Origin of the sequence: Diaphorobacter sp. HDW4A, assembly GCF_011305995.1 — a bacterium.
Taxonomy (GTDB): Bacteria; Pseudomonadota; Gammaproteobacteria; order Burkholderiales; family Burkholderiaceae_C; genus Diaphorobacter_A.
On record NZ_CP049910.1, the window covers coordinates 6,426,598 to 6,449,565 of the forward strand.

The 22,968-nt window shown below is 63.0% G+C and carries 20 protein-coding genes; 7 read left to right on the top strand and 13 right to left on the bottom strand.

All coding sequences use genetic code 11. The annotated features are described in order from the left end of the window. Positions 1-74: 74 nt before the first annotated feature. Positions 75-1,298: a patatin-like phospholipase family protein gene (locus G7047_RS29150; protein WP_166311757.1), complete on the bottom strand. Its 1,224-nt coding sequence runs from the start codon at positions 1,296-1,298 to the stop codon at positions 75-77. 24 nt (positions 1,299-1,322) lie between these two features. Then, positions 1,323-1,910, bottom strand: coding sequence for a restriction endonuclease (locus G7047_RS29155; RefSeq protein WP_371813833.1), 588 nt, complete (start codon positions 1,908-1,910; stop codon positions 1,323-1,325). 118 nt (positions 1,911-2,028) lie between these two features. Between G7047_RS29155 and apbC the strand changes: the two genes are divergently transcribed. The 3 genes from apbC (at position 2,029) to G7047_RS31230 (ending at position 5,818) form a co-directional block, all read left to right on the top strand. Continuing rightward, entirely contained in the window at positions 2,029-3,120 is a 1,092-nt protein-coding gene (gene apbC, locus G7047_RS29160) for an iron-sulfur cluster carrier protein ApbC (protein ID WP_166311758.1), read from the top strand. 95 nt (positions 3,121-3,215) lie between these two features. Then, complete coding sequence (locus G7047_RS29165) at positions 3,216-5,507, top strand: FdhF/YdeP family oxidoreductase (protein ID WP_166311759.1); 2,292 nt, start codon at positions 3,216-3,218, stop codon at positions 5,505-5,507. Continuing rightward, positions 5,504-5,818 carry a hypothetical protein gene (locus tag G7047_RS31230; protein ID WP_240939314.1) on the top strand — a complete coding sequence of 105 codons (315 nt, stop codon included), beginning with the start codon at positions 5,504-5,506 and terminating at the stop codon, positions 5,816-5,818. The genes G7047_RS29165 and G7047_RS31230 overlap by 4 nt, the downstream gene beginning before the upstream one ends. A gap of 9 nt (positions 5,819-5,827) precedes the next feature. Here the strand turns inward: G7047_RS31230 and G7047_RS29175 are convergent, their stop codons facing one another. From G7047_RS29175 to mnmH, 3 genes are all read right to left on the bottom strand, one after another. Continuing rightward, complete coding sequence (locus G7047_RS29175) at positions 5,828-6,763, bottom strand: bile acid:sodium symporter family protein (protein ID WP_166311760.1); 936 nt, start codon at positions 6,761-6,763, stop codon at positions 5,828-5,830. Positions 6,764-7,035: 272 nt separating this feature from the next. Continuing rightward, complete coding sequence (locus tag G7047_RS29180; protein ID WP_166311761.1) at positions 7,036-8,175, bottom strand: hypothetical protein; 1,140 nt, start codon at positions 8,173-8,175, stop codon at positions 7,036-7,038. Positions 8,176-8,385: 210 nt separating this feature from the next. Continuing rightward, entirely contained in the window at positions 8,386-9,438 is a 1,053-nt protein-coding gene (gene mnmH / locus G7047_RS29185) for a tRNA 2-selenouridine(34) synthase MnmH (RefSeq protein WP_166311762.1), read from the bottom strand. Positions 9,439-9,584: 146 nt separating this feature from the next. Here mnmH and selD point away from each other — a divergent pair, with 146 nt between their 5' ends. Then, positions 9,585-10,670 carry a selenide, water dikinase SelD gene (gene selD / locus G7047_RS29190; protein ID WP_166311763.1) on the top strand — a complete coding sequence of 362 codons (1,086 nt, stop codon included), beginning with the start codon at positions 9,585-9,587 and terminating at the stop codon, positions 10,668-10,670. Between the two features lie 68 nt (positions 10,671-10,738). Continuing rightward, positions 10,739-11,224, top strand: coding sequence for a GNAT family N-acetyltransferase (locus G7047_RS29195; protein WP_166311764.1), 486 nt, complete (start codon positions 10,739-10,741; stop codon positions 11,222-11,224). 545 nt (positions 11,225-11,769) lie between these two features. On the opposite strand, the gene G7047_RS29200 is transcribed toward G7047_RS29195, so the two are convergent. From G7047_RS29200 to G7047_RS29220, 5 genes are all read right to left on the bottom strand, one after another. Beyond that, positions 11,770-13,038, bottom strand: a complete 1,269-nt coding sequence (locus tag G7047_RS29200; protein ID WP_166311765.1) for a Zn-dependent hydrolase — start codon at positions 13,036-13,038, stop codon at positions 11,770-11,772. 39 nt (positions 13,039-13,077) lie between these two features. Beyond that, complete coding sequence (gene hydA / locus G7047_RS29205; protein ID WP_166312331.1) at positions 13,078-14,547, bottom strand: dihydropyrimidinase; 1,470 nt, start codon at positions 14,545-14,547, stop codon at positions 13,078-13,080. Positions 14,548-14,850: 303 nt separating this feature from the next. Continuing rightward, positions 14,851-16,341, bottom strand: coding sequence for an NCS1 family nucleobase:cation symporter-1 (locus G7047_RS29210; RefSeq protein WP_166311766.1), 1,491 nt, complete (start codon positions 16,339-16,341; stop codon positions 14,851-14,853). Positions 16,342-16,504: 163 nt separating this feature from the next. After that, a complete protein-coding gene (gene preA, locus G7047_RS29215; protein WP_166311767.1) occupies positions 16,505-17,824 on the bottom strand; it encodes an NAD-dependent dihydropyrimidine dehydrogenase subunit PreA in 1,320 nt (439 codons plus the stop codon). Between the two features lie 46 nt (positions 17,825-17,870). Next, positions 17,871-19,226 (bottom strand): NAD(P)-dependent oxidoreductase, encoded by a 1,356-nt coding sequence (locus G7047_RS29220; RefSeq protein ID WP_166311768.1) that lies wholly within the window; start codon positions 19,224-19,226, stop codon positions 17,871-17,873. Positions 19,227-19,636: 410 nt separating this feature from the next. Between G7047_RS29220 and G7047_RS29225 the strand changes: the two genes are divergently transcribed. Continuing rightward, the gene (locus G7047_RS29225; RefSeq protein ID WP_205904688.1) at positions 19,637-20,380 is read left to right on the top strand and encodes a TetR family transcriptional regulator C-terminal domain-containing protein; all 744 of its coding nucleotides are present in this window, start codon (positions 19,637-19,639) and stop codon (positions 20,378-20,380) included. A 212-nt stretch (positions 20,381-20,592) separates the two neighbouring features. Here the strand turns inward: G7047_RS29225 and G7047_RS29230 are convergent, their stop codons facing one another. Next, on the bottom strand, positions 20,593-20,763 hold the full coding sequence (locus tag G7047_RS29230; RefSeq protein WP_166299510.1) for a hypothetical protein: 171 nt from the start codon (positions 20,761-20,763) through the stop codon (positions 20,593-20,595). Positions 20,764-20,859: 96 nt separating this feature from the next. Here G7047_RS29230 and G7047_RS29235 point away from each other — a divergent pair, with 96 nt between their 5' ends. Then, positions 20,860-21,015, top strand: a complete 156-nt coding sequence (locus G7047_RS29235; protein WP_166311769.1) for a hypothetical protein — start codon at positions 20,860-20,862, stop codon at positions 21,013-21,015. Positions 21,016-21,078: 63 nt separating this feature from the next. Here G7047_RS29235 and G7047_RS29240 read toward each other — a convergent pair whose 3' ends face one another. After that, complete coding sequence (locus G7047_RS29240; RefSeq protein ID WP_166311770.1) at positions 21,079-21,906, bottom strand: AraC family transcriptional regulator; 828 nt, start codon at positions 21,904-21,906, stop codon at positions 21,079-21,081. Between the two features lie 38 nt (positions 21,907-21,944). Next, a complete protein-coding gene (locus tag G7047_RS29245) occupies positions 21,945-22,601 on the bottom strand; it encodes a LysE family translocator (protein WP_166311771.1) in 657 nt (218 codons plus the stop codon). Positions 22,602-22,968: the final 367 nt, after the last annotated feature.

A 22,968-nucleotide genomic window follows, 5' to 3' on the forward strand; every position in this document is an offset into this window, starting at 1 on the left:
AAACTTTCGATGAGCCGGCGAAATGCAGGCTCGGACGGAACCCGACATTGTAAGTGGTGCCGCCCAAGGCGTCTTCAATGGGCCGGCTGAGGCAGTGTCCATCCGAAGAACGCACAAATTTCCGCGCGTTTTGCTGCTACGTCAGCGCGTCCGAGTGCCATGAGTTCGCCTGTGAAACCGGGCTCAAACAGAAGGTAGCTTGCGAGGGCAGCACCGCCTGCGCCGGGTTGACCTGGCGTGGGTTCCTTCACGCCGACAGCGCCCAGCAGTGTGCGAATGGTGATGGGAAGGTCGCAGATATGGCGTGCGGCGATTTCATCGATGCGTTGGCTGGGCGAGAGCACGAGCAGGTTCAGGGGGCGCAGGGGGCTGCGGGCTCGGGCTTCGGCAGGGATGAGTGAGAGGGTCTGGTTGATGCGTTCGGCGCGTTCGACGTCGACCGAGAGGGCGTCGAGAAAAATGCTGGACAGCGCATGTCCACCGATCTGGGCGAGCGAGGGGTAGCTCGGTTCTGCGCCCGGTGGCAGTTGGGTTTCGGGCTCTTTCATGCGGCCTGCGCCAACGACGAGGATGCGTTCTGCACCCAGATGGATGGCGGGTGCGATCGGAGCGGTCTGGCGCATGGAGCCGTCGCCGAGGTAGTGGGGCTGACCGTCCACGGTAACCGGGCGGGCCGGGAAGATGAATGGAATCGCCGAGGAGGCGAGCAGGTGGCTGATGGTGATGTCAGTGCGCACGGCCTTGCGTTGCGAGCGCACCCAAGGCGCGCGGGCGTCGCGTGACTGGTAGAAGGTGATGTGTTCGCCGGTGGTGTAGCTCGACCCGGTGACGGCCAGGGCGCTTAAGTGGCCGTCACGGATCAGCTCGGGGATGCGGTCGAGGTGCACCAATTGCTTGAGCAGTTCGGCCAGCGGCTGGTTGTTGAGCAGCGCATGCGGGCGCACCTTGCGCCAGCGCGCCACGGTCCAGCCAAGCGAGAGCAGCGTGAGCCAGTGCGCGCCGCTGCGGATCACGCTCAACGAGTCGGCGCGGTAGACCTGCTCTGCGTGAAAGTGCCGCCATATGCTGGCGACATGGCGCACCGCGTCGTCGAAATGGTCGGTCGCGCTGGCCAGGGCCGCCGCGTTGATGGCCCCGGCCGAGGTGCCGCAGAAGATCTGGAACGGGCTGTTCTGGCGCGGCAGACCGCAGGCGATGCGCAGGTCGGCAATCGCCTCGAGCACGCCCACCTGGTAGGCCGCGCGCGCGCCGCCGCCCGAAAGTACCAGTCCGGTGAGAGGCGAGTGCGCTGTTTGCATGGGTGGATAGGTGGGCGAAGGGTGTCAGGTGTTGCGTGGTTTTGATTTGAGCAGCATGGCGGCGAGCGCGTCGCCTTCGAGCAGCAGCAGGCCGTGCTCCGTGGCGTAGGCGCGCGCCGTGTCGCTGAGGCTGCCTTGCAGCACGACGTAGACGCCGTACTGTGCCTTGAGTCGCGTGACGGCGTCGTCCAGTTCCTTGAGCGACTCAACGCCGTGTGTCGCGGCCTTCCAGCGGCGGGCGCTGACCAAGGTGATGGTGCCGGATTTTTCAAGTCTCAGATCGACGACACGGTCGGCTATATGCTGTACGTTCTGGCCCTCGTTTTTCCAGGCGGCTTCAAGGGCTGTGGAGAATTGCTTCCACGACATGGCGGCGGCTTCGGCGCGGATGGCCTCGACCTTGGCACCGCTCGGTGCCTTGAGCTGGCGCCACGCGGCCATGCACCCGATGATGAAGATGGGCACGGCACCCAGCGCCGCAAATGGCCAGATTTCCTTGGGCAGCAGGGCGCTGCAGGCCGCCACGATGGCGATGGCGATCACGAAACTGATCCACCACGGTGAACGCAACAGGATTGCGAACAGGGAGTTCTTGGCCATCTTCAACTTCACGGGAAACCTTCTTCTTGCGATTTGTTCAGGGTAAATGACGGTATTTTTGTAATGCCACGTGCCTGCACGTGTGTTTCAGCTTGGATAGACTACCCGACTCTCGAGGAGTTAATGAAGTATGACCATTACTGAACAGGGTCTCATGGAGGCTCTCGCCCAAGTCCGCGACCCCTATACCGGTAAGGATTATGTGAGCACGCGCGCGCTGCGCAATGTCTCGATCAGCGGCGGCGATGTCGCCTTCGACGTGGAAATCGGCTATCCCGCCAAGAGCCTGGTGTCCGAGCTGCGCCAGCAACTGGTGACGGTCGCCAAGGCGCTGCCGGGCGTGGAGAACGTCTCGGTCAACATCGTCAGCAAGATCATTGCGCATGCGGTTCAGCGCGGCGTGCAGATGCTGCCCGGTGTGAAGAACATCATCGCGGTGGCGTCCGGCAAGGGCGGCGTGGGCAAGAGCACCACGGCCGTGAATCTGGCGCTGGCACTGGCGGCCGAGGGCGCGAATGTCGGTCTGCTCGACGCCGATATCTATGGCCCGAGCCAGCCGCTGATGACCAGCACCTCGGGCAAGCCCGAGAGCCTGGACGGCAAGCTCATGGAGCCTAAGCGCAGCATGGGCCTGCAGATCAACTCCATCGGTTTTCTGGTGGATGAAGAGCAGGCCATGATCTGGCGCGGCCCGATGGCCAGCCAGGCGCTCGAGCAACTCATCATGCAGACGCGCTGGCAGGATCTGGACTACTTGGTCGTCGACATGCCACCGGGCACCGGCGACATCCAGCTGACCATGTCGCAGAAGGTGCCGCTGACCGGCGCCGTGATCGTGACCACGCCCCAGGACATCGCGTTGCTCGATGCCAAGAAGGGCATCAACATGTTCCAGAAGGTCAATGTGCCGATTCTGGGACTGGTGGAAAACATGGCCGTGCACGTCTGCACGAACTGCGGCCATGTGGAACACATCTTCGGCGAGGATGGCGGCAAGAAGATGGCCGAGAAGATGGGCATGGACTACCTTGGCGCGTTGCCGCTGGCCATGAGCATCCGCGAGCAGGCCGACAGCGGCAAGCCCACGGTGGTGGCCGATCCGGATGGCGAAGTGGCGCAGCTCTACAAGTCCATCGCGCGCTCGGTGGCGGTGAAGATCGCGCAGCAGGCCAAGGACTTCTCGTCCAAGTTCCCGACCATCACGGTGAGCAAGAACACCTGACCAACGCGTGTGGGTGAACCGCCCAGGCTGCCGCAGTGTGGTCGGGCGAGCGTGAAGCGCCGAAAGTGCAGGGCAGTGCCCAAGGAGACAGCGCCATGAGCGAGCAGAAGATCGAGTTCTACAAGGGCCCGGCCGGTGGTTGGGGTGCGCTCAACAGCGTGAAGAATGCGCTGCTGCGGCAGGACATTCCGCTCAAGGGCGCGAAGACGCTGCTCTCGGCCAACCAGCCCGACGGCTTTGACTGCCCGGGCTGCGCGTGGCCGGATCGCCACCACGCATCCACTTTTGAATTCTGCGAAAACGGCGTCAAGGCGGTGGCCGCCGAGGCCACCGCGCGCCGCGCGGGCCCCGCGCTGTTTGCGCGGCACACGGTCAGCGAACTGGCCCGTCAGAGCGATTTCTGGCTTGAAGACCAAGGGCGGCTCACGCACCCGATGGTGTTCGATGCGGCGAGCGACAAGTACCTGCCGATCATGTGGGACGACGCGTTCGCGATCATCGCGCGGCATCTGAACGCGCTGCCCGATCCGAATCAGGCAATCTTCTACACCTCGGGCCGGGCGAGCAACGAGGCCGCGTTTCTCTACCAGCTGTTCGTGCGCGAGTTCGGCACCAACAATTTTCCCGACTGCTCCAACATGTGCCACGAGCCGAGCGGCAGTGCCATGCGTCCGCAGATCGGCGTGGGCAAGGGCACGGTGGAGCTGGTCGATTTCGAGCGCGCCGACGCGATCTTCATCTTCGGCCAGAACCCCGGCACCAACCATCCGCGCATGCTCGGCGAGCTGCGCGAGGCGCACAAGCGCGGTGCGCGCATCGTGAGCTTCAACCCCTTGCGCGAGCGCGGGCTGGAGCGCTTTGCTGATCCGCAGGACAAGCTGGAGATGGCGACCTTCGGATCCACTCCCATCAGCACGCATTACTTCCAACTGCGTGTGGGTGGCGATCTCGCGGCCGTCGAGGGCATGATGAAGCATGTGCTGGAGCAGGAAGACGCGAGCGGCGACGTGCTCGACCGCGTTTTCATCGCCGAGCACACGAGCGGTTTCGAGGCGCTTGCGCACAGCCTGCGCGATGAATCGTGGCAGCTGCTCGAAGAAGAGTCCGGCCTCAGCGAGGCGCAGATGCGTAGCGCGGCCGACATCTACATCGGCGCCAAGAGCGTGATCGCCTGCTGGGGCATGGGCATCACGCAGCACGTGCATTCGGTGGCGACGATCCAGATGATCGTGGACCTGCTGATGCTGCGCGGCAACCTTGGCCGCCCCGGCGCGGGCGCATGCCCCGTGCGCGGGCACAGCAATGTGCAGGGCGACCGCACCATGGGCATCTGGGAAAAACCGCCCGCTGCGCTGCTCGACAAACTGAAAGCGGTCTACGGCTTCGAACCGCCGCGCGAAAACGGTGTGGACACGGTCGAGGCCATCGCCGCCATGCGCGATGGCGACGCCAAGGTGTTCTTTGCGCTCGGCGGCAACTTCGCTGCGGCCACGCCCGACACGTATGAAACCTGGAAGGCCTTGCAGCGTTGTGATCTCACCGTTCACGTGACCACCAAGCTCAACCGCAGCCACGTGGTGCATGGCAAGGAAGCGCTGATCCTGCCGTGCCTCGGTCGCACCGAGATCGACATGCAGGCCGGTGGCGTGCAGGGCGTGACGGTGGAAGACTCGATGAGCATGGTGCACATCTCCATGGGCATCAACCCCCCCGCGTCGGGGCATCTGCTGTCCGAGCCCGCCATCGTCGCGCGGCTCGCGCATGCGACGCTTGGCGAACGCAGCCGCGTGAACTGGCTGCAGCTCGTGGGCAATTACGCGCTGATCCGCGACGAGATCGAAAAGGTGTTCCCCGACTTCGCCCGCTTCAACGAGCGCGTGGCCGTGCCCGGCGGCTTTCGCCTACGCAACACGGCGAGCGAGCGGGTGTGGACCACGGCGAACGGCAAGGCGTCGTTCGTGGCGCACGCGGTGCCGCGTGATACGCCCTCGCACCGCGCGCGCGAGCGGGTGCGTGACCAGGTCGTATTCACGCTGCTCACCACGCGCTCGCACGACCAGTACAACACCACCATCTACGGCATGGACGACCGCTATCGTGGCGTGTTCGGCCAGCGCCGCGTGGTCTTCATCCATGCCGACGACATCCGCGCGCTGGGCATGAATGATGGCGACTGGATCAATATCCGCACCGTCTGGGATGATGGTCAGGAGCGCCGCGCCGACGGCTTCAAGCTGGTGGCCTATGACATTCCGCGCGGCAATCTCGCGGCGTATTACCCCGAGACCAATCCGCTGGTCCCGCTGTCGGCCGTGGCTGCGAATGCGGGCACGCCGACCTCCAAGTCCATCCCCGTGGTGCTGGAGCCGGGCAGGGCGTCTGTGTGAGCGTGACGCACGAAGACGAAGCACCACCGTCATCACCCATTCCGCTGGCCGCTCGCATTCTGCTGGCGCTCGCGCAGGAGCTGCAGGCGCGGGGCGATGAGACGGCGATGGCGACGGTGCCGCTGTCGCGTTTGTCAAAAATTCTGGGAGAAAGCGCCAGCGTGCTGATGCGCGAGATCACGCTGATGAGCGATGCGCAGATCGGAGCCCAGTGCGGGCCCGGCTGGGTCAGCTTGCGGCAGGACGAGTCGCGCTGGCTGGTGCTGCTGACGCCCGCAGGCCGCGCGCTTCTGGAAGAAGGCGCGCGGTAGCGGTTTGGCTCAACGCGTGTTGTTGTCGAAGCGCTGAAAAATCGTGGCGATGATGGGGCCGGAGATGTTGTGCCACACGCTGAAGATCGCGCTTGGCACGGCAGCCAGCGGCGAGAAGTGGGCGGTGGCCAGCGCCACGCCGAGGCCTGAGTTCTGCATGCCGACCTCGATGGCCAGCGTCTTTCGCTTGGGCACGCTCATGCCGAACAGCTTGGCGAGGCCGTAGCCGAGCAGATAGCCGAGACCGTTGTGCAGCACCACGACGGCAAAGATCATCAGACCACTGGAGGCGATGCGCTGCTGGTTGCCCGACACGACGGCGGCCACGATGGCGACGATGGCGACCACTGACACGAGCGGCAGCACGTCGACGGCGGCCTTGACCTTGTCGCGCAGAAAGGTCTGGCAGATCACGCCCAGCGCAATCGGCAACACCACCACCTGAACGATGGACCAGAACATGGCGGCCGCGCTCACCTCGATCCACTGGCTGGCCAGCAGATAGATCAGCGCGGGTGTCACGATAGGTGCGAGCAGGGTGGTGACGGAAGTGATGGCGACTGACAGCGCGACGTCGCCGCGTGCCAGAAAGGTCATCACGTTAGAGGCCGTGCCGCCGGGGCAGCAGCCCACGAGGATCACGCCTACGGCCACTTCGGGCGGCAGGTTCAGGGTCTTGGACAGCGCCCAGGCAAGCCCCGGCATGATGACGAACTGGCCGATCACGCCGATGGTCACATCGCGCGGACGGCGCAGCACTTCGCGGAAATCTTCCTTGGACAGCGTCAGGCCCATGCCGAACATGATGATGCCCAGAAGCGGCACCACATAGGGTCCGATCCATTTGAATTGTGCGGGGAAACAGAAGGCCAGAATGGCGAAAAGCAACGTCCAGAGAGCGAACGTTTTGCCAACGAATTGGCTCAGGCGAGCGATAGCCTGCATGGTGAAAGATCCTTGACTCAAAAACCGTGCAGCGCGGCGTTGGGTATGCAAGGCGCTGCAGTGACCGCAGGGCGGTCAGATCGACAGATGGGCAAGGTTCACAGCCAGGGATGTCGGCGCAGAACTTCCCGAAAGACAGACACAGATAAGTGCGATGGCCACGCGACACGGGTTGGCACGCGGGGCACATCGGGAATCTTAGGGAGTTTGCGATACCGACGTTGTGCGCAGGTCATTCGCCGCGGCGCTGTCAAGCGCCCGGAGTGATGAAATCAACGGGTTCCGCGCGCCAGAATCTGCGGCGGCTGCAGCGCCGCATTCAACGCCTCGTCGCGCAGCCAGCGATTGCCGGGCATGTAGAGATAGTCCTCGCAGTTGGATGCCTCGCAGCGCTGGCTGTCGATGATCTCGAGAATCACCGCGTCGCGCGTTCCGTCATCGGTGGAGCGTCCCTTTACACGCACCGCGACGATGCGGCCCTGTTCGTCCCAGTTCGCAATCGGCCCGCGCAGCAGCACGTGCGACCAGTCGTAGCGACTGCCATTGGCGGGGCGCACCGTGGCTTCGACGGGAGTGCGTGCCTCGTGCATGCGCACCGCCACGAGGATCACATCGTTGCCGAAGCGAAAGGGATTCTTCTCGAGCGCGCGCAGCTCGACGTAGCGCGTCGCGCCGTGCTTGCGTGCAAACGCGCGCAGGCGTTTCTCGTTGGCCTGCAACTGCTCGGCTTGCTGCTTGTCGCGCTGGGTGCTGGCCTGCTGTTGCGCCGCTCGGTTACTGTAGCTCTGCCAGGTGTGGGGTGCGGCGTCGGCCGACGCGCTGATGGTTCTGGAGGCCTGTGCCACACCGCCCGGAATGTTGCCGTAGGAATCGGGCGACCAGCCCGTGCGCTCGTGCAGCAGCACGCGCAGTTGGCGGCCTTTCAAGGTCTCGGCGCCCGAGGCTTTGCAGATGGAAAGCCAGCGCGCATACGCCTTGTCCATCCAGCCCTTGGCGAGATCGTCGTTCGCGAAATCACCGTTGGCCGAAACCTGCAGGCTCAGCGGCTGGCAGATCGATGGCGGCAGCCTGCCGTCCACGCGGCTCTCCACCCAGAGCCGTCCGGCCTTCGCGCCCTTGGGTGCATCAAGCGAGCCTGTGTCGAGCAGCACGCGCGTGGTGTCCACGCGCTTGGCACCCACGCTCTGTGGATCCGAAAGAAAGATGCCCTGTGTGAACTTTCCTTGCCAAACGACGGGTGCAGCGGATGGTGCGTGGCGCAACTGCCAGGACGCCTTGCCATTGCCCTCCGCAAGCCCGTTTGTGCACGCACCTTCGTATTGGGCGATGTACTCGCTGCTGCGCAACTGGCCCGAGGCCAGCACCTCGCAGCCACCGGTGTTTACGCCCTCGGGTGCGGCGTGGGCGACCACCGCTATTGCGCCGTGTGCAAGTAAGCAGGCCGAAACGAATGCGCGCAGACGTCCGCGCAGCGCAACGTGCGAATGCTGTAGGAATGACGGCGGAATGGATTGGCGGCACAACACGGTGGAAGGACTCCCTGAGATGGATGGTTCGATGGATACCATCCGACTATGTCAGAGAGGCCGTGCGCAGAGTGTCAGCGTTTGTAGTAGCTGGGCTCAGTTTTCCAGCGCGATGATCTGCGCGGCGATGCGGTCGATGTCTGTCTCTTCCAGCGAGCTGGCCTCGATCTTCCGGCGCTGCTCCCAGCCGCTGAAATGATTCGATTGCGAGCGTTCGTAGTGGGGGTCGTAGTGCATGCGCATAAGCTCGGCGAACAGGGGTGAGAGCGATTTCTCGCGTGCCCATTCCTGCCAGCGTCCCACGGTTTCCTTGCCGAGTGATTCAGTCAGCACGCTGAGTTTGCCGGTGAGTGCATCGACGTCATCACCCAGATACGCGTAGTCGCGCAGCAAGTAGGACAGGCGTGCCTCGGCCGTGGCGGCAATCTCGATGGTGGGCGCGGCGCGCATCTGGGTGACCAACGGCAGCGGCACCGAGAGGCGTCCGATACGCGCGCTTTCGCCCTCCACATACAGTGGGCGAGAAAGGTCCAGCGTCTCCAGCACGGTACCGATCTGGGTCTCGAAATTCTTCTGCGAAGGCTGCTCCACGCCAGGCAGACTGCCGAGCATCGAGCCCTTGTGGCGCGCGCAGTGCTCCAGATCGAGCACCTGCGCACCCTGTTCGGTGAGTGCCTGCAGCACGCGCGTCTTGGCGCTGCCGGTGGCTCCCAGAATCACGCGCAACTGCAGCCTGGGGACGATGTCCTCGATCTGCGAAATGACATGCCGACGGAACGACTTGTAGCCGCCCGCGAGCTGCTGGGCGTCCCAGCCGACAAGGCGCATCCAGTGCACCATCGAGCCGCTGCGCATGCCGCCGCGCCAGCAGTAGACCAACGGCTTCCAGCGTTCGGGCCGGTCGGCGAACTGTTCCTTCAGATGCTTTGCCAGATTGGCCGCCACCATCGCGCCGCCCACGCGACGCGCCTCGAACGCGCCTTGCTGCACGTAGATTGTGCCGACGATGGCGCGCTCCTCGTTGTCGAGCACCGGGCAGTTGATGGCACCGGGAATATGATCGAGGGCGAACTCCGCAGGCGAGCGCGCATCGATGATGGCGTCGAAACGGTGGCGGTCTGCGGGGCGTACGGGCTGGAAATGGGACATGGGGCTTGGAGTTGGAGGGCCAAACTATACCGGGGCTCGTTTGGCAGCGTTGTCCGCGCGAGTATCCGCGTGCCCAGGTTGAGTGCTCCGAATCTGGGATGATCAGGGCTGAGTTCCCCGTCATCCCATTACCCTTTCGGACTGCCATGACCGCATCAGCACCCACCCCCGCCACCACCACAGCTACGCCCGCATTACCGCGCCTGACTTCGCTGTCGCACGGTGGCGGCTGCGGCTGCAAGATCGCTCCGGGGGTGCTGTCGGAGATCCTCCAATCGAGCGGCGCGAACGCCGTGATTCCGCCCGAGTTGATGGTCGGCATCGAAACCTCGGACGACGCCGCCGTCTACAAGCTCAACGACCAGCAGGCGCTAGTTGCCACGACCGACTTCTTCATGCCCATCGTGGACGACCCGTACGAATTCGGCCGTATCGCAGCGACCAATGCGCTGTCGGACGTCTATGCCATGGGCGGCAGGCCCATCATGGCGCTGGCGCTCGTCGCCATGCCCATCAACGTTTTGCCGCTCGACGTGATCGGCGCCATCGTGCGCGGCGGTCAGGATGTGTGCCGCGCAGCCGGCATTCCGATTGCGGGCGGCCACACCATCGACTCGGTCGAGCCCATCTACGGCCTCGTCGCCATGGGGCTCGTTCACCCCGACCGCGTGCGCCGCAACGCCGAAGCCAAGGCCGGTGATGTGCTCGTGCTCGGCAAGCCGCTCGGCGTGGGCATCTATTCCGCCGCGCTCAAGAAGCTCAAGCTCGACGACGCAGGCTACCGCAAAATGATCGCCAACACCACGCGCTTGAACACCCCCGGCCCGCTGCTCGCCGAACTGCCGGGCGTGCGTGCGATCACCGACGTGACGGGCTTCGGCCTCGCCGGACACGCGCTCGAAATGGCACGCGGCGCTGGTGTCAAGATCGTCGTTGACTGGGCCAAGGTGCCGCTGCTGCCCGGCGTCGTCCAGCTTGCCGAGCAAGGCAACGTGACCGGCGCCAGCGGCCGTAATTGGGCCGCCTACGGCACCGATGTGCAGCTCGCCCCGGGCCTGCACGCCACCACGCAGAATCTCCTCAGCGACCCCCAGACTTCGGGGGGCCTGCTCGTCTCCTGCGCCCCCGAAGCCGTCAACGACGTGCTTGCGATCTTCGCGCGCGAAGGCTTTGAAGCGGCAGCCGTCATCGGTCATGTCGAGGCCGGAGCTGCCCAACTGCAGGTTGCGTGATTTTTTGTTTGTTTTTTCCGTTTTGGTTCTGATTTGAACCGTTTGAGTTGATTTGATTTGAGTTGAGTATGCGTTCCGAACTTGTGATCCGCCCCGCCGTCATCGGCGACACCGACACCATCCTGCGTTTCATCCGCGATCTCGCGATCTTTGAAAACGCCGAAAACGAAGTGCTGACCACTGCAGCGCATGTACATCGCACCATCTTTTCCGAAGGTGCTACGGCCCATGCGTTGATCTGCGAGAGCGCGGGCAAGCCCATCGGGTTTGCGGTCTACTTCTATAACTACTCCACTTGGCAGGGGCGCAACGGCGTTTATCTCGAAGACCTGTACATCGACCCCGAGGCACGGGGCATGGGTGCGGGCAAGGCGATGCTCAAGCACATCGCGAAGATCGCTGTGGATAACGACTGCGGGCGATTCGAGTGGAGTGTGTTGGATTGGAATACACCTGCGATCAAGGTGTATGACTCTATCGGGGCTAAGCCGCAGAGTGAGTGGATTCGGTATCGGTTGACGGGGGATGCGTTGTTGGAGTTGGCTTCTTCCTAAGCTTAAGCCTTTGCCTTTGCTGGCGGCAGAGGCCGGGAGTTCCGCCCGGCGGCGGAGTCACCTTTTGCTTGCGCGCAAAAGGTAACCCAAAACGCGCTTTTCAATACCCGCGGCAGAATTCACTTTGCGACTGCGTCGCTCCGTTCGGACAACCGCCGCGAGCTAGATATTTCATAAGAGGAATATCCGGCACATCGCTTCGCTCGTGGCGCTCATCTCGCGACTTCGCGAGATGCTGGTGCGTCAGTGCTGTGTGATTTTTGATTTGTTCGTTGGGCACCCATCGCTTCAAAGCGCAGTGGGTATTTGCACCCCAACCTCACTTCACCAACGCCCCCGGCACGAGCGAAGCGATGTGCCGTAAATACCTCTTGTAAACTGATTTCCGGCGGTTGCCAGAGCGGAGTGACGAAGGAACGCAGCGAGTTCCGCCGGAGGTATTCAAAGCGCATTTTTGGTGACTTTTTGGGCAAGACCAAAAAGTTACTGCCCCGGCGGGGGCAGTCCCGGCCTCTGAACTCAAACAAAGAACAGAAGCAAAAAAATCAACTCCCAGCCCGCTCCAACATAGCATGCAAAAGCACATTACACCCAGCAGTGATGTGCTCAGGCTTAGCATCCTCAATCTCATTGTGCGAGATACCATCCTTGCAAGGAATGAAGATCATCCCCGCAGGAGCCAGCCGCGCCATGTAAACAGCATCATGCCCCGCACCAGAAACGGCATTCATGTTGGAATACCCCAGCGTCTCCGCCCCACGCCGCACCGCCTCGATGCACTCCGCATTGAACGGCTGCGCCGGATAGCTCGACACCAGATCGATCTTGATCGGCAGACCGGTTTCCTTGCTGATGCGATCAGCCACCCCGCGGATGTCCGCGTCCATCGCCTCGCATTCAGCATCGTTAGCGTTGCGCAGATCGATGCTGAACTTCACCTCGCCGGGGATCACGTTGCGGCTGTTGGGGTGCACGTGCACCATGCCGACCGTGCCGCGTCCGTGCGGTGGGTGGCGGTGGGCGCAGGCCACCACTTCCTGCATCACGCGGGTGGCGACTTGCAGGGCGTCCTTGCGCAGGGCCATGGGGGTTGGGCCTGCGTGCGCTTCCATGCCGGTCACCGTGCAGTCATACCAGCGGATGCCCAGCACGCCAGTCACCACGCCAATGGTCTTGTCGTTGTCTTCGAGCACCGGGCCTTGCTCAATGTGGGTCTCGAAGTAGTAGCCAATCGGGTGATCGCCCGGCTCCTCGGGGCCGACATATCCGATACGTTCGAGCTCTTCTTTCACGCTCTTGCCTTCGGTGTCCTTGGCGGCGTAGGCGTGCTCCAGCGTGAAGGCCTTGGCGAAGACGCCCGAGCCCATCATCACGGGAACAAAACGCGAGCCTTCCTCGTTGGTCCAGAACGCGACCTCGATGGGGGCTTCGGTTTCGATGTTGTGATCGTTCAAGGTACGCACCACTTCGATGCCCGCGAGCACGCCGTAGTTGCCGTCGAATTTGCCGCCAGTGGGCTGGGTGTCGATGTGGCTGCCGGTCATGATCGGCGGCAGGCTGTTGTTGCGGCCTGGGCGGCGCATGAAGCCGTTGCCGATCTTGTCGATGGTGACGGTCATGCCGGCTTCCTTGGCCCAGCGGGTGACGAGGTCACGGCCCTTCTTGTCGAGGTCGGTGAGCGCCAAGCGGCAGACGCCGCCTTTGGCCGTGCCGCCGATTTCCGCGAGTTCCATGAGCGATTGCCAGAGGCGTTCGCCGTTCACGCGCAGTTGGCTGATGTCGGTGGTGTTGCTTGTTTTCACTTTGGTGTCCATGTTGGTTATCTCCTTGGGCTATTTTGCAATACGGGCCGCTCAGCCTGGCTTGCGTTCAACCGCAGTGGGTGCGAGGTCTTGGGCGCGCTTTTGCACCGCTTGGAAATTGGGGCCGAAAGCGGGGCGCTTGAAATACTGGCCCGCGCATTTTTCCGCACGCAGATCGCCGTTGGCATAAACGAGCTTTCCTCGGCTGATGGTGTGGCTGGGCAAGCCCGTCACATTGCGGCCTTCGAAGATGTTGAAGTCGCCCTTGGAGTGCTGCGTCTTCACCGACAGCGTCTTGGTGGCCTTGGGGTCCCACAGCACCACGTCGGCATCCGCCCCCACGCCGATATAACCCTTGCGCGGATAGACGTTGAACAGCTTGGCGGTGTTGGTGGAGGTGACGGCGACGAACTCGCTGGGCGTCAAACGGCCCGTGTTCACGCCCGCATCCCAGACCACCGCCATACGCTCTTCGACGCCGCCGGTGCCGTTGGGCGTCTTGGCGAAGTTGTCCTTGCCAGCGGCCTTTTGTGCGGCGCAGAAGGTGCAGTGGTCGGTCGCGGTGGTGTGCAGATGGCCAGCCTGCAGGCCGCGCCAGAGTGCTTCCTGGTGTTCCTTGGGGCGGAAGGGAGGGCTCATCACGTAGGCGGCGGCGGTCGCGTAGTCGGGGTGGCGATACACGCTGTCGTCGATGGTCAGGTGACCCGCGAGCACTTCGCCGTACACGCGCTGGCCGCGTGCGCGGGCGCGGGCAATCGCGTCGGCGGCTTCGATGCAGCTCACGTGGACCACGTAGATTGGAACGCCGAGCACGTCGGCAATCGCGATGGCGCGGTTGGCGGCTTCAGCCTCCACCATGGGCGGGCGCGACAGCGGATGGCCCTCGGGGCCCGTGATGCCCATGCGCGCGACTTCCTGCTGCAGCAGGTAGACCAGCTCGCCGTTTTCGGCGTGCACAGTGGGCATGGCGCCGAGTTCGAGGGCGCGCTTGAAGCTGTTCACCAGCGTCTCGTCATCGCACATGATGGCGTTCTTGTAGGCCATGAAGTGCTTGAAGCTGTTGATGCCTTCCTCGCGCACCAGCGTGCCCATGTCTTCGCGCACCTGGTCGCTCCACCAGGTGACGGCGACGTGGAAGGAATAGTCGGACGCAGCTTTTTCTGCCCAGCCGCGCCATTTCTTGTAGGCATCCATCAGCGGCTCCTGCGGATCAGGAATCACGAAGTCGATGATGCTGGTGGTGCCTCCGGCCAGACCGGCAGCCGTGCCGGTGAAGAAGTCGTCGGCCGTGACTGTGCCCATGAAGGGCAGTTGCATGTGGGTGTGGGGATCGATGCCGCCGGGCATCACGTACTGACCGCTGGCGTCCAACGTGTCGACACCGGCAGGAGCCTGGGCAGCAGCCGTGTCTCCGACTGCTGCGATCTTGCCATCGACGATCAGGACGTCGGCGCGTTCTTCGCGGTCGGCATTCACTACGATGCCACCACGGATCAATAGAGGGCGGCTGGCTGTGCTCATCATGTTGCTCCTTTGCTTACTTACTCACTGGGGAAACTTTGGGAATTTCGTGCTTTTGACGAATTTGCTTTTCGTTTGTTGTTTGGCAGTCTTCGTTTTGGGGTGCCGATACAGGCCCTCATGCGTCGTTGCAAAGGCTTGCCGTACCAAAGTACTGTCTGCGCCTTTGACGCCTAGCCTGAGGACCTGTCTCGTTATTGGGGTGGGGGTTCGATTGCCCGCTTTGCTGCCTGGTTGGGTTGTTTGAAAACCGGGGTCATCGGTTGTTTTCCGGTTTTGCCTCTTTCATCCTTGGGACTTATTTCATGCTTGCTTCAAAGTGGCTTGTGTGGACTCCATGTGGCTGCCCATGCCAAGGCGGTAGATCACGGCTGCTATGAACAGGCCGATGAACCAGGCGTAGGCGTAGAGCTCCTTGAAGACGGGGCCCACGTTGGGGAAGGTGTTGGGGAAGGCTGCGTTGAGGAAGCCGGGCACGTTGGGGGCCACGCCGATCACGAAGGCTGCGACCGCCACCCAGTTCCAGCCGCCGGAGTACGAGTACTTGCCGTTTTCCTTGTAGAGCTCGGACACGTCGAGCTGGGTGCGGCGGATGAGGAAGTAGTCGACCATCAGGATGCCGGCGATGGGGCCGAGCAAGGCGGAGTAGCCGATGAGCCAGGTGAAGATGTAGCCCTGTGTGGACTCGAGAATCTTCCACGGCATCATGACGATGGCGATGGCCACGGTGATGTAGCCGCCGGTGCGGTAGCTGATCTTGCGTGGGTTGAGCGCCGAGAAGTCGTAGGCGGGGCCGACCAGATTGGCGGCGAGGTTCACGCTGACGGTGTCGACCAGCAGCACGATGAGCGCGATCAGCACGGCAATGCCGGTCATGCGTGCCGCTACATCCACGGGGTCCCACAGCGCCTTGCCGTAGATGACGACGGTGGCGGAAGTGACGATCACAGCCAGACCCGCGAGCAGGCCCATGGGCACAGGCAGGCCGATGGCCTGACCGACGACTTGGTCGCGCTGCGATTTGGCGAAACGGGTGAAGTCAGGAATGTTCAGTGCCAGCGTTGCCCAGAAGCCGATCATGGCGGTGAGCGAAGGCCAGAAGGTGTGCCAGAACTGACCGGCCTTGGGGCCGCCGGCTTCGAATGCGGAAGGCTTATTCAGGATGGGACCGAAGCCACCGGCCTTCTCGTAGACCCACCACAGCAGCACAAAGCAGATGACGATCTTGGCGGGGGCTGTGTAGGTTTCGAGCTTGCGGATCGACTCGATACCGTGCACCACGAAGTAAAACTGGATGGCCCAGAACACGAGGAAGCAGATGAGCTGCGCGAGATTGATGCCGAGGCCCGGAATCTTGTCGCTCTCCAGCGGATGGCCGAGGATCACGCCGAGCAGCGTGTAGATCATCAGACCGCCGAACCAGGTCTGGATGCCGTACCAGCCGCAGGCCACCAGCGCGCGCAGCACGGCGGGCAGCTTGGCGCCGCGCGTGCCGAAAGAGGCGCGTGCCAGCACCGCATAGGGAATGCCATATTTCGCGCCTGCATGGCCGATGAGCAGCATCGGCAGCAGCACGATCACGTTCGCCAGAAACACTGTCATCACCGCCTGCATCGCCGACATGCCGCCCTCGACCAGACTGGCCGCAAGCGTGTAGGCGGGAATGCACATCACCATGCCGATCCACAACGCGGTGAAGTGGTACCAGCGCCAGGTTCGCTGCGCCTCGGTGGTGGGCGCCAGGTCGTCATTCGTCAGGTCGCTGGTGGCACCAGCGGTATGCGGGCTTGTCATGGGAACGCTCCTATTTTTAGCAAATCATTGAGGGAAGCAAACTCTCATTGCACTAGCAAAAAACCTACCAACTCCAGCAACACAATTGCCCCGAAACGGGGCGATTGCGGTGGCTTACATGGGCAGTGAAATCAATTCATCCAAACTGCAAAAGGGACGATGTTCACGCCTCCGCCGGAGTAAGGCATTGGGGATTGTTCGGATGCGTGGTCCAGTTTCCGTATTCACCGGTCACCGTGATGCCGGTGCGTGCGTCCACTTCGCCCACCGCGAGCGTGCGCATCGAGATGGTGTCGGGCACCGGGCAGATCGATACGCACAGGTTGCAGCCCACGCATTCGGCTTCGTTGATTTCGAATTTGCGTTCCCCGTTCTCTCCCTTCTTGTAGAAGATGGCTTGGTGCGAGGTGTCCTCGCAGACCACGTGGCAGCGACCGCACTGGATGCACGAGTCCTGATCGATGACGGCCTTGTCGATGTGTTTGAGGTTGAGCTGTTTCCAGTCTTTCACCGTTGGCACGGCCTTGCCACGGAAGTCGTCGATGGTCTTGTAGCCATGGGCGTCCATGAAGTTGGAGAGGCCGTCGCACATGTCTTCGACGATCTTGAAACCGTAAACCATCGCGGCGGTGCAGACCTGCACCGTGCCGCAACCGAGTGCGATGTACTCGGCCGCATCGCGCCAAGTGGTGATGCCGCCGATGCCGCTGATCGGCAGGCCTGCGGTCTCGGCGTCGCGGGCGATTTCGCCGACCATGTTGAGCGCGATGGGCTTGACGGCCGGTCCGCAGTAGCCACCGTGCGAGCCCCATCCGCCGGTGCTTGGATGCATGACCATGGATTCCAGATCCACGCCCATGATGGAGTTGATGGTGTTGATCAGAGAGACGGCATCCGCGCCGCCGCGCTTGGCCGCGCGCGCGGCCAAGCGCACGTCGGTGATGTTGGGCGTGAGCTTCACGATCACCGGCATCTTCGAGTAGTGCTTGCACCACTCGGTCACCATCTGGATGTACTCGGGCACCTGGCCCACGGCCGCACCCATGCCGCGCTCGCTCATGCCGTGCGGGCAGCCGAAGTTGAGCTCGATGCCGTCAGCACCCACATCCTCGACCATCGGCAGGATGCGCTTCCAGCTCTCTTCGACGCAGGGCACCATCAACGAGACGATCATCGCGCGGTCGGGCCATGCGCGCTTGACGCGGCGGATTTCCTCGAGGTTCTGCATCAGTGGGCGATCGGTGATCAGCTCGATGTTGTTCAGCCCGATCACGCGGCGGTCTTGCGACATGAGGGTGGAGTAGCGCGGGCCGTTCACGTTGACGACTGGTGGATCTTCACCGAGCGTCTTCCAGACGACGCCGCCCCAGCCCGCCTCGAAGGCGCGGGTGACGTTGATCTCCTTGTCGGTGGGCGGTGCGGATGCGAGCCAGAACGGATTGGGGCTCTTGATGCCCAGAAAATTGCTGCTGATGTCGGCCATGTTATTGCTCCTGATTCGGGATGGCTGAAGAGACTGAGGACGTGGCTTAGGCCGCGTTCAGCGCCGCATGAATGGACTGCGCGGCGACCTTGCCGTGCTCCACCGCTTCCACGGTGAGGTCGCGTCCGCCCACGCGACAGTCACCACCCGCCCAGACGCGCGCGACGCTGGTGTGTCCGTCTTCGTCCGTGGCGATTCGTCCTCCCTTCAATTCGATTTTCCCGCCCGCGTGATCGGCGGTGTAGGTCTGGCCGATGGCCTTGAGCACCATGTCCGCGTTGATTGTGAACTGCTCGTCGGTCTCGGTGATGCCGCCATCCGCGCGCTGCGTGGTCATCGCAAAACGCACGCCGCTGACCTTGCCGTTTTCGCTGAGGATTTCCTTGGGTGCGCTCCAGTGCTTGATCTTCACGCCATGCGTCTGCGCCCAGCGCTGCTCGACCGTCGATGCCGACATCGCCGATGCGCCGCGTCGGTACACGATGGTCACGTCTTCCGCGCCGAGCTTGGTGGCCTGCACAGCGGCATCCACCGCCGTCATGCCGCCGCCGATCACCACCACGCGGCGGCCGACCGGGATGTCGGAGAAGCTGCCCGCCTGACGCAGCTCGGCGATGAAGTCGACCGCGTTGCGCAGGCCGTCCGCCTGCGGCTCGGCGATACCGATGGCGTTCACGCCCGAGAGGCCGAGGCCGAGGAACACGGCGTCGTAGCCCGCGAGCAGCGAATCCACCGTCATGTCGCGGCCCAGGCGCTGATTGCAGCGCACCGAGATGCCGCCGATGGACAGCAGCCAGTCGATCTCTTTCTGCGCGAAACCGTTGGTCGTCTTGTAGGTGGCGAGACCGTATTCGTTCAGGCCGCCGAGCTTGGGATGCGCGTCAAACAGCACCACATCGTTGCCGCGCATTGCAAGGCCATGTGCGCACGCGAGGCCAGCAGGGCCAGCGCCGACCACGGCGATACGCTTGCCGGTGGATGCGGAGCGGGTGAACAGTGGCGCGCCGGGGTTGTCGAACAGCGCATCGGTCGCATAGCGCTGCAGCGCGCCGATTTCCACGGGCTTGTCTTCATTGGTGTTGCGCACGCAGGCCTGCTCGCACAGCACTTCGGTGGGGCACACGCGGGCACACATGCCGCCGAGCGGATTGGCTTCGAGAATCGCACGCGCCGCGCCCCGGTCGTTGCCCTGCGCGATGCGCTGAATGAACGAGGGGATGTCGATGCTCGTGGGGCAAGCCGTGGCGCAGGGCGCGTCGTAGCAGTAGTAGCAACGCTCGGCCTCGATCAGGGCCTGCGGCTTGGTCAGAGGGGCGTGCGAGTCGCTGAAATTCACAGCGTACTCGACAAGGTTCAGGCGTGCGGCATGCACTCCACACGCGCGGTTGGCGGTCGATTCCATCGTGGCTCCTTTGTTATGGCCGGGGCTTGAAGTCAAAAATGCGGGCGAGGCGTTCGCGCGCAACGCTGCGGTTTGCGGCAGGTGCGCGAAGGTCGTTGTCGTGGAACGTGGGAATCGATCGCCGCGTGCGCACGGGGCGATGCAGTGCGATGGGAATGCGCAAACTGTCGAGGTGTCATCGTGGGCCTCTTCTATGCGTTGCTGTGGGTCTGTGCCCGCATGGGTTGGCTGGGTCAGAGCGCTGTGCGGATCACATCGGCAATTTGGCTTGCCGCAGTGTTCGTGCGCATGGCGTTCTGTCGTGGCTGATCAATAATTTACTTTCTGGTAAAAAATTACCAATCAGTAAAAACCCACAGCATGCAAACCCTGTGCCTGAAATTGCCGCAGTGCCGCATCACAATGGAGGCATGACAGACGTGCGAAAAGTTTCCAATGCCACCGCGCCCGATGAGGCGAGCGCCCGCTCCAAAAAGGTGCGCGCGCACAGCGACGACGCACCCGCGCCCTCGAACGTGCCCCCGAATGGAACGCGCGCGCCGACCGCTTCCCGGCTGCGCAAGGAGCAGAACATCCTCAAGGAGGCCGAGAACCAGTTTGCGGTGTTCGGCTTTGAAGGCGCCTCGCTCGAAGGCATTGCGAATGCCGTGGGCATCAGCCGCCACAACCTGCTGTACTACTTTCCGAGCAAGGAAGTGCTTTACCGCCGCGTGCTCGACGATGTGGTCTTCGGCTGGCTGGCCGGCATGGAGGACGTGTGGCGCGAGCCCACTGACCCGGTGAAGGCGCTGCGCACCTACATCCACGGCAAGCTGCGCTCATCGCTTGAGCGCCCCAATGCCGCCAAGATCTTCGCCAAGGAAGTGATCGCAGGAGCGCCGCGCTACGCCGACGTGATTGCCGCGCGCGTGAAGCCGGTGCTCGATCTGGAGGTGAAGACCTTCGAGACCTGGGCGCAGAAGGGATTGGTCACGCGGCTCGACTTCACGCACCTGATGTTCGTGATCTGGACGGTGACACAGGCCTATGCGGAACACCAGACGCAGTTCGCCATCCTGCTGGGCAAGCCCGCACTCGACGAATCGGACTACGACAAGGCCGAGGAAGTCATCACGCGACTGGTGCTCAGCGGGTTGGGGCAGAAAGTGGATTGATGCGTGGCTGGGTGTTCGTCTGAATGCCCCCGTGCAGGACTACAGCTGACGGACATAGCGGACGGTGGATTGGACCCCTGCTCCTACAGCCGCCACGTTTGTGCAGGCGCACACTCGTCAACAGCGTTGAACAAAAGCCGTTCGGCGCTGACGGAATATCGCCTGTGGCCGCACTCCACGAGGGGTGCAAGCCGCATCCCATTCCGTGCTTGTCAACCGATTTCAGGAGTCACGCAATGACACAGCAGAATTCGCAAAACAACCAGCAGCAACAGCAGGGCAACCCTCAGCAGCAGCCAGGTCAAGGTCAGCAGAATCCCAACCAACAGCAGCAACAAAATCCTGCACAGAAGCAGCCGGGTCAACCAGGCCAACAGCAGCAACCCCAGCAGCCACGCTGAAGGTTGACTGATTCGATAGGGCGGAGCGTTCCTTTTTTGTTTTGAGCCCTCCGCTTGTTAGCAAAGGAGGTGGCTACGATGAAGCAACTTCTTGTCTTGGCAGGGGCACTGCGGCGCACGTATGTGCCATTGCAGATGGGTCAAACCATCAAGGACCGCAACTACAGTCAACAGCAGACCAAGGCCAATCAGCGTCAGCAGGGGCAGCCAGTACCCGAGACGCAACCGCACTGATGCGATCAGTACAAGGACGTCGGTGTTTTTCTTTTCAACAGAAGCCGCCTACGGGCGGCTCTTTCATTGCGCAAGCGGCGTGTGCAGAAGAGCCGCTGTCTGCGCGTAGTTCCCCGGCGTGAGCGCGTGGTGCGTCTTGAAGCTGCGCTGCATGTGCGACTGGTCCGCAAAGCCCATCTGGTGCGCGGCCTGCGCGAGCGTCGCGCCTTCCGCGAGCAGGCGGCGTGCGCCGTTCAGTCGCAGGTTGAGGCGATACGCACCTGGCGTCACGCCGGTCGCGGCCTTGAACTGGCGGATGAAGCGTGACGGGCTCAGGCTTTGGCTCGCGGCAAGCGATTCGATGCTGATGTCGGAATCCGGCTGGGCGTGCAGCGTCTGCAGCGCGTGGCGCACCGCTTCGGGCTCCGCCGTGTCGGGCGCATTGGCGTGGCAGCGGGCGTACAGCCGCAGAAAATCCAGCAGCTCGCGGCGATGGGTTTCGATGTCGGAGACATGTTGCAGCGGTTGGCACAGACGATCCACCTGCGCGGCTGCCTCGCGCGAGTGCAATGCGCGGCGGTCGAAGGTGATGGCTTGTGTGGGCATCTCAGTATCCATCTGCGCGTGCAGCCAATCCGCCTTCACGAACAGCATGCGATAGGCCCAGCTGCGCGGCTGCTCCGGATTGCACGCGTGCCAGCGATGCGGCTCGATCAGTACCACGCTGCCCGCGCGCACCGGCTCGGGGCCCTGCGCGTGGTGGAACATGGCACCGCCATGATCGACGATGCCGATGGAATATTCCTCATGCGTGTGCAGCCGGAAGCAATGCGCCGAAGGCTGACTCACGCGCAGCTCCAGCCATGGAGCGTCCGGATGGCGGTGGAACTGGTGGATCGGTGGCGTCGTCATGAAAAGACTCGTAGGCAAGGGCGAGGGCAGCCGCATCATCATGCCAGCATCCCGCCCACGCTCGCCAGCAGCACAGCCGCCAGCACGAGGTTGAGCGCACGCTGCCTGCGCGCCGTGCGCAACCAGCGCCGCAGCACGTTGCCCAGCAGCACCCAGCAACCCACCCCCGCCATGCAGGCGAGAAGCGACACCAGACAGAACGCCAGCAAGGCCACATGCGGCACGCTGGCCTGCACGGACAGCGGCACCACGAACAACCCCACGCCTGAGAGTGCCACCAGCCATGCCTTGGGGTTGAGCGACTGAATGGCCGCGCCCTGCCAGAAAGCCTGATGGAACCCGCGCGGATCGTTGGTCACATTGCTGCCTTGCCCTGCGTCGTCTTCGCCATCGTCGTTGCCATCCACGCGATCCGCCACCGGCGCCCGCGCAATGCGCCACGCCAGCCACAACAGATAAGCCGCGCACACCCGCGACGCCATCACCGCCACGGCAGGATCGCGCAGCAGCCACTGCCCGAAAAGCCCCATGATCCACACCACGACCGCATAACTCACGCTCGCCCCCACCACATAAAGCAACGCACACCCGCGCCGCGAATGACTGCCATGCCGCATCGCCAGCACATTGACGGGCCCCGGCGTGATTGCGCCCGCAAGGGCAAATCCGGCCATGGCGAAAAGGGAAGAGAGCATCGGGTCCGTATTGAGGTGGGAGTGGAGATGCTGCAGTTTGGAGGGACGTGGGAGCGGTGTATTGAACGCAATTGCGCGGGGGACGATGGCGACCTGGTTGATCCCGGGGATCCGCGCGGCGGACAGCCCGCGTGAAGGGGGATGTCAATATCGGAAGAAATAGCCTATTTTTTGAACGCGTTTTCCATCATGAATGCATCCGGGATTTCAACTTTTTTTCACATGATTTCATGCGGCACGGTGTATTCCCCTGAAATTTCGAGGGAGCGGTTTCTTGGGCAATCGTTGTTGCCTTGCGCATGCGATGAGAGTGGGAACAAGACAACAAGCCACAGTACGCAATTCAAATTGAGCATCAACGATCATC

What these genes read in the sequence shown, in the direction of transcription:
- G7047_RS29240 (WP_166311770.1), bottom strand. Translation starts at nt 21,906, where the DNA reads ATGACGACGCCACCGATCCACCAGTTCCACCGCCATCCGGACGCTCCA.
- G7047_RS29165 (WP_166311759.1), top strand. Translation starts at nt 3,216, where the DNA reads ATGAGCGAGCAGAAGATCGAGTTCTACAAGGGCCCGGCCGGTGGTTGG.
- G7047_RS29235 (WP_166311769.1), top strand. Translation starts at nt 20,860, where the DNA reads ATGAAGCAACTTCTTGTCTTGGCAGGGGCACTGCGGCGCACGTATGTG.
- G7047_RS29200 (WP_166311765.1), bottom strand. Translation starts at nt 13,038, where the DNA reads ATGGACACCAAAGTGAAAACAAGCAACACCACCGACATCAGCCAACTG.
- G7047_RS29195 (WP_166311764.1), top strand. Translation starts at nt 10,739, where the DNA reads ATGCGTTCCGAACTTGTGATCCGCCCCGCCGTCATCGGCGACACCGAC.
- G7047_RS29150 (WP_166311757.1), bottom strand. Translation starts at nt 1,298, where the DNA reads ATGCAAACAGCGCACTCGCCTCTCACCGGACTGGTACTTTCGGGCGGC.
- preA (WP_166311767.1), bottom strand. Translation starts at nt 17,824, where the DNA reads ATGGCCGACATCAGCAGCAATTTTCTGGGCATCAAGAGCCCCAATCCG.
- G7047_RS29245 (WP_166311771.1), bottom strand. Translation starts at nt 22,601, where the DNA reads ATGCTCTCTTCCCTTTTCGCCATGGCCGGATTTGCCCTTGCGGGCGCA.
- mnmH (WP_166311762.1), bottom strand. Translation starts at nt 9,438, where the DNA reads ATGTCCCATTTCCAGCCCGTACGCCCCGCAGACCGCCACCGTTTCGAC.
- apbC (WP_166311758.1), top strand. Translation starts at nt 2,029, where the DNA reads ATGACCATTACTGAACAGGGTCTCATGGAGGCTCTCGCCCAAGTCCGC.
- selD (WP_166311763.1), top strand. Translation starts at nt 9,585, where the DNA reads ATGACCGCATCAGCACCCACCCCCGCCACCACCACAGCTACGCCCGCA.
- G7047_RS29175 (WP_166311760.1), bottom strand. Translation starts at nt 6,763, where the DNA reads ATGCAGGCTATCGCTCGCCTGAGCCAATTCGTTGGCAAAACGTTCGCT.
- G7047_RS29225 (WP_205904688.1), top strand. Translation starts at nt 19,637, where the DNA reads ATGACAGACGTGCGAAAAGTTTCCAATGCCACCGCGCCCGATGAGGCG.
- G7047_RS29220 (WP_166311768.1), bottom strand. Translation starts at nt 19,226, where the DNA reads ATGGAATCGACCGCCAACCGCGCGTGTGGAGTGCATGCCGCACGCCTG.
- G7047_RS29210 (WP_166311766.1), bottom strand. Translation starts at nt 16,341, where the DNA reads ATGACAAGCCCGCATACCGCTGGTGCCACCAGCGACCTGACGAATGAC.
- hydA (WP_166312331.1), bottom strand. Translation starts at nt 14,547, where the DNA reads ATGAGCACAGCCAGCCGCCCTCTATTGATCCGTGGTGGCATCGTAGTG.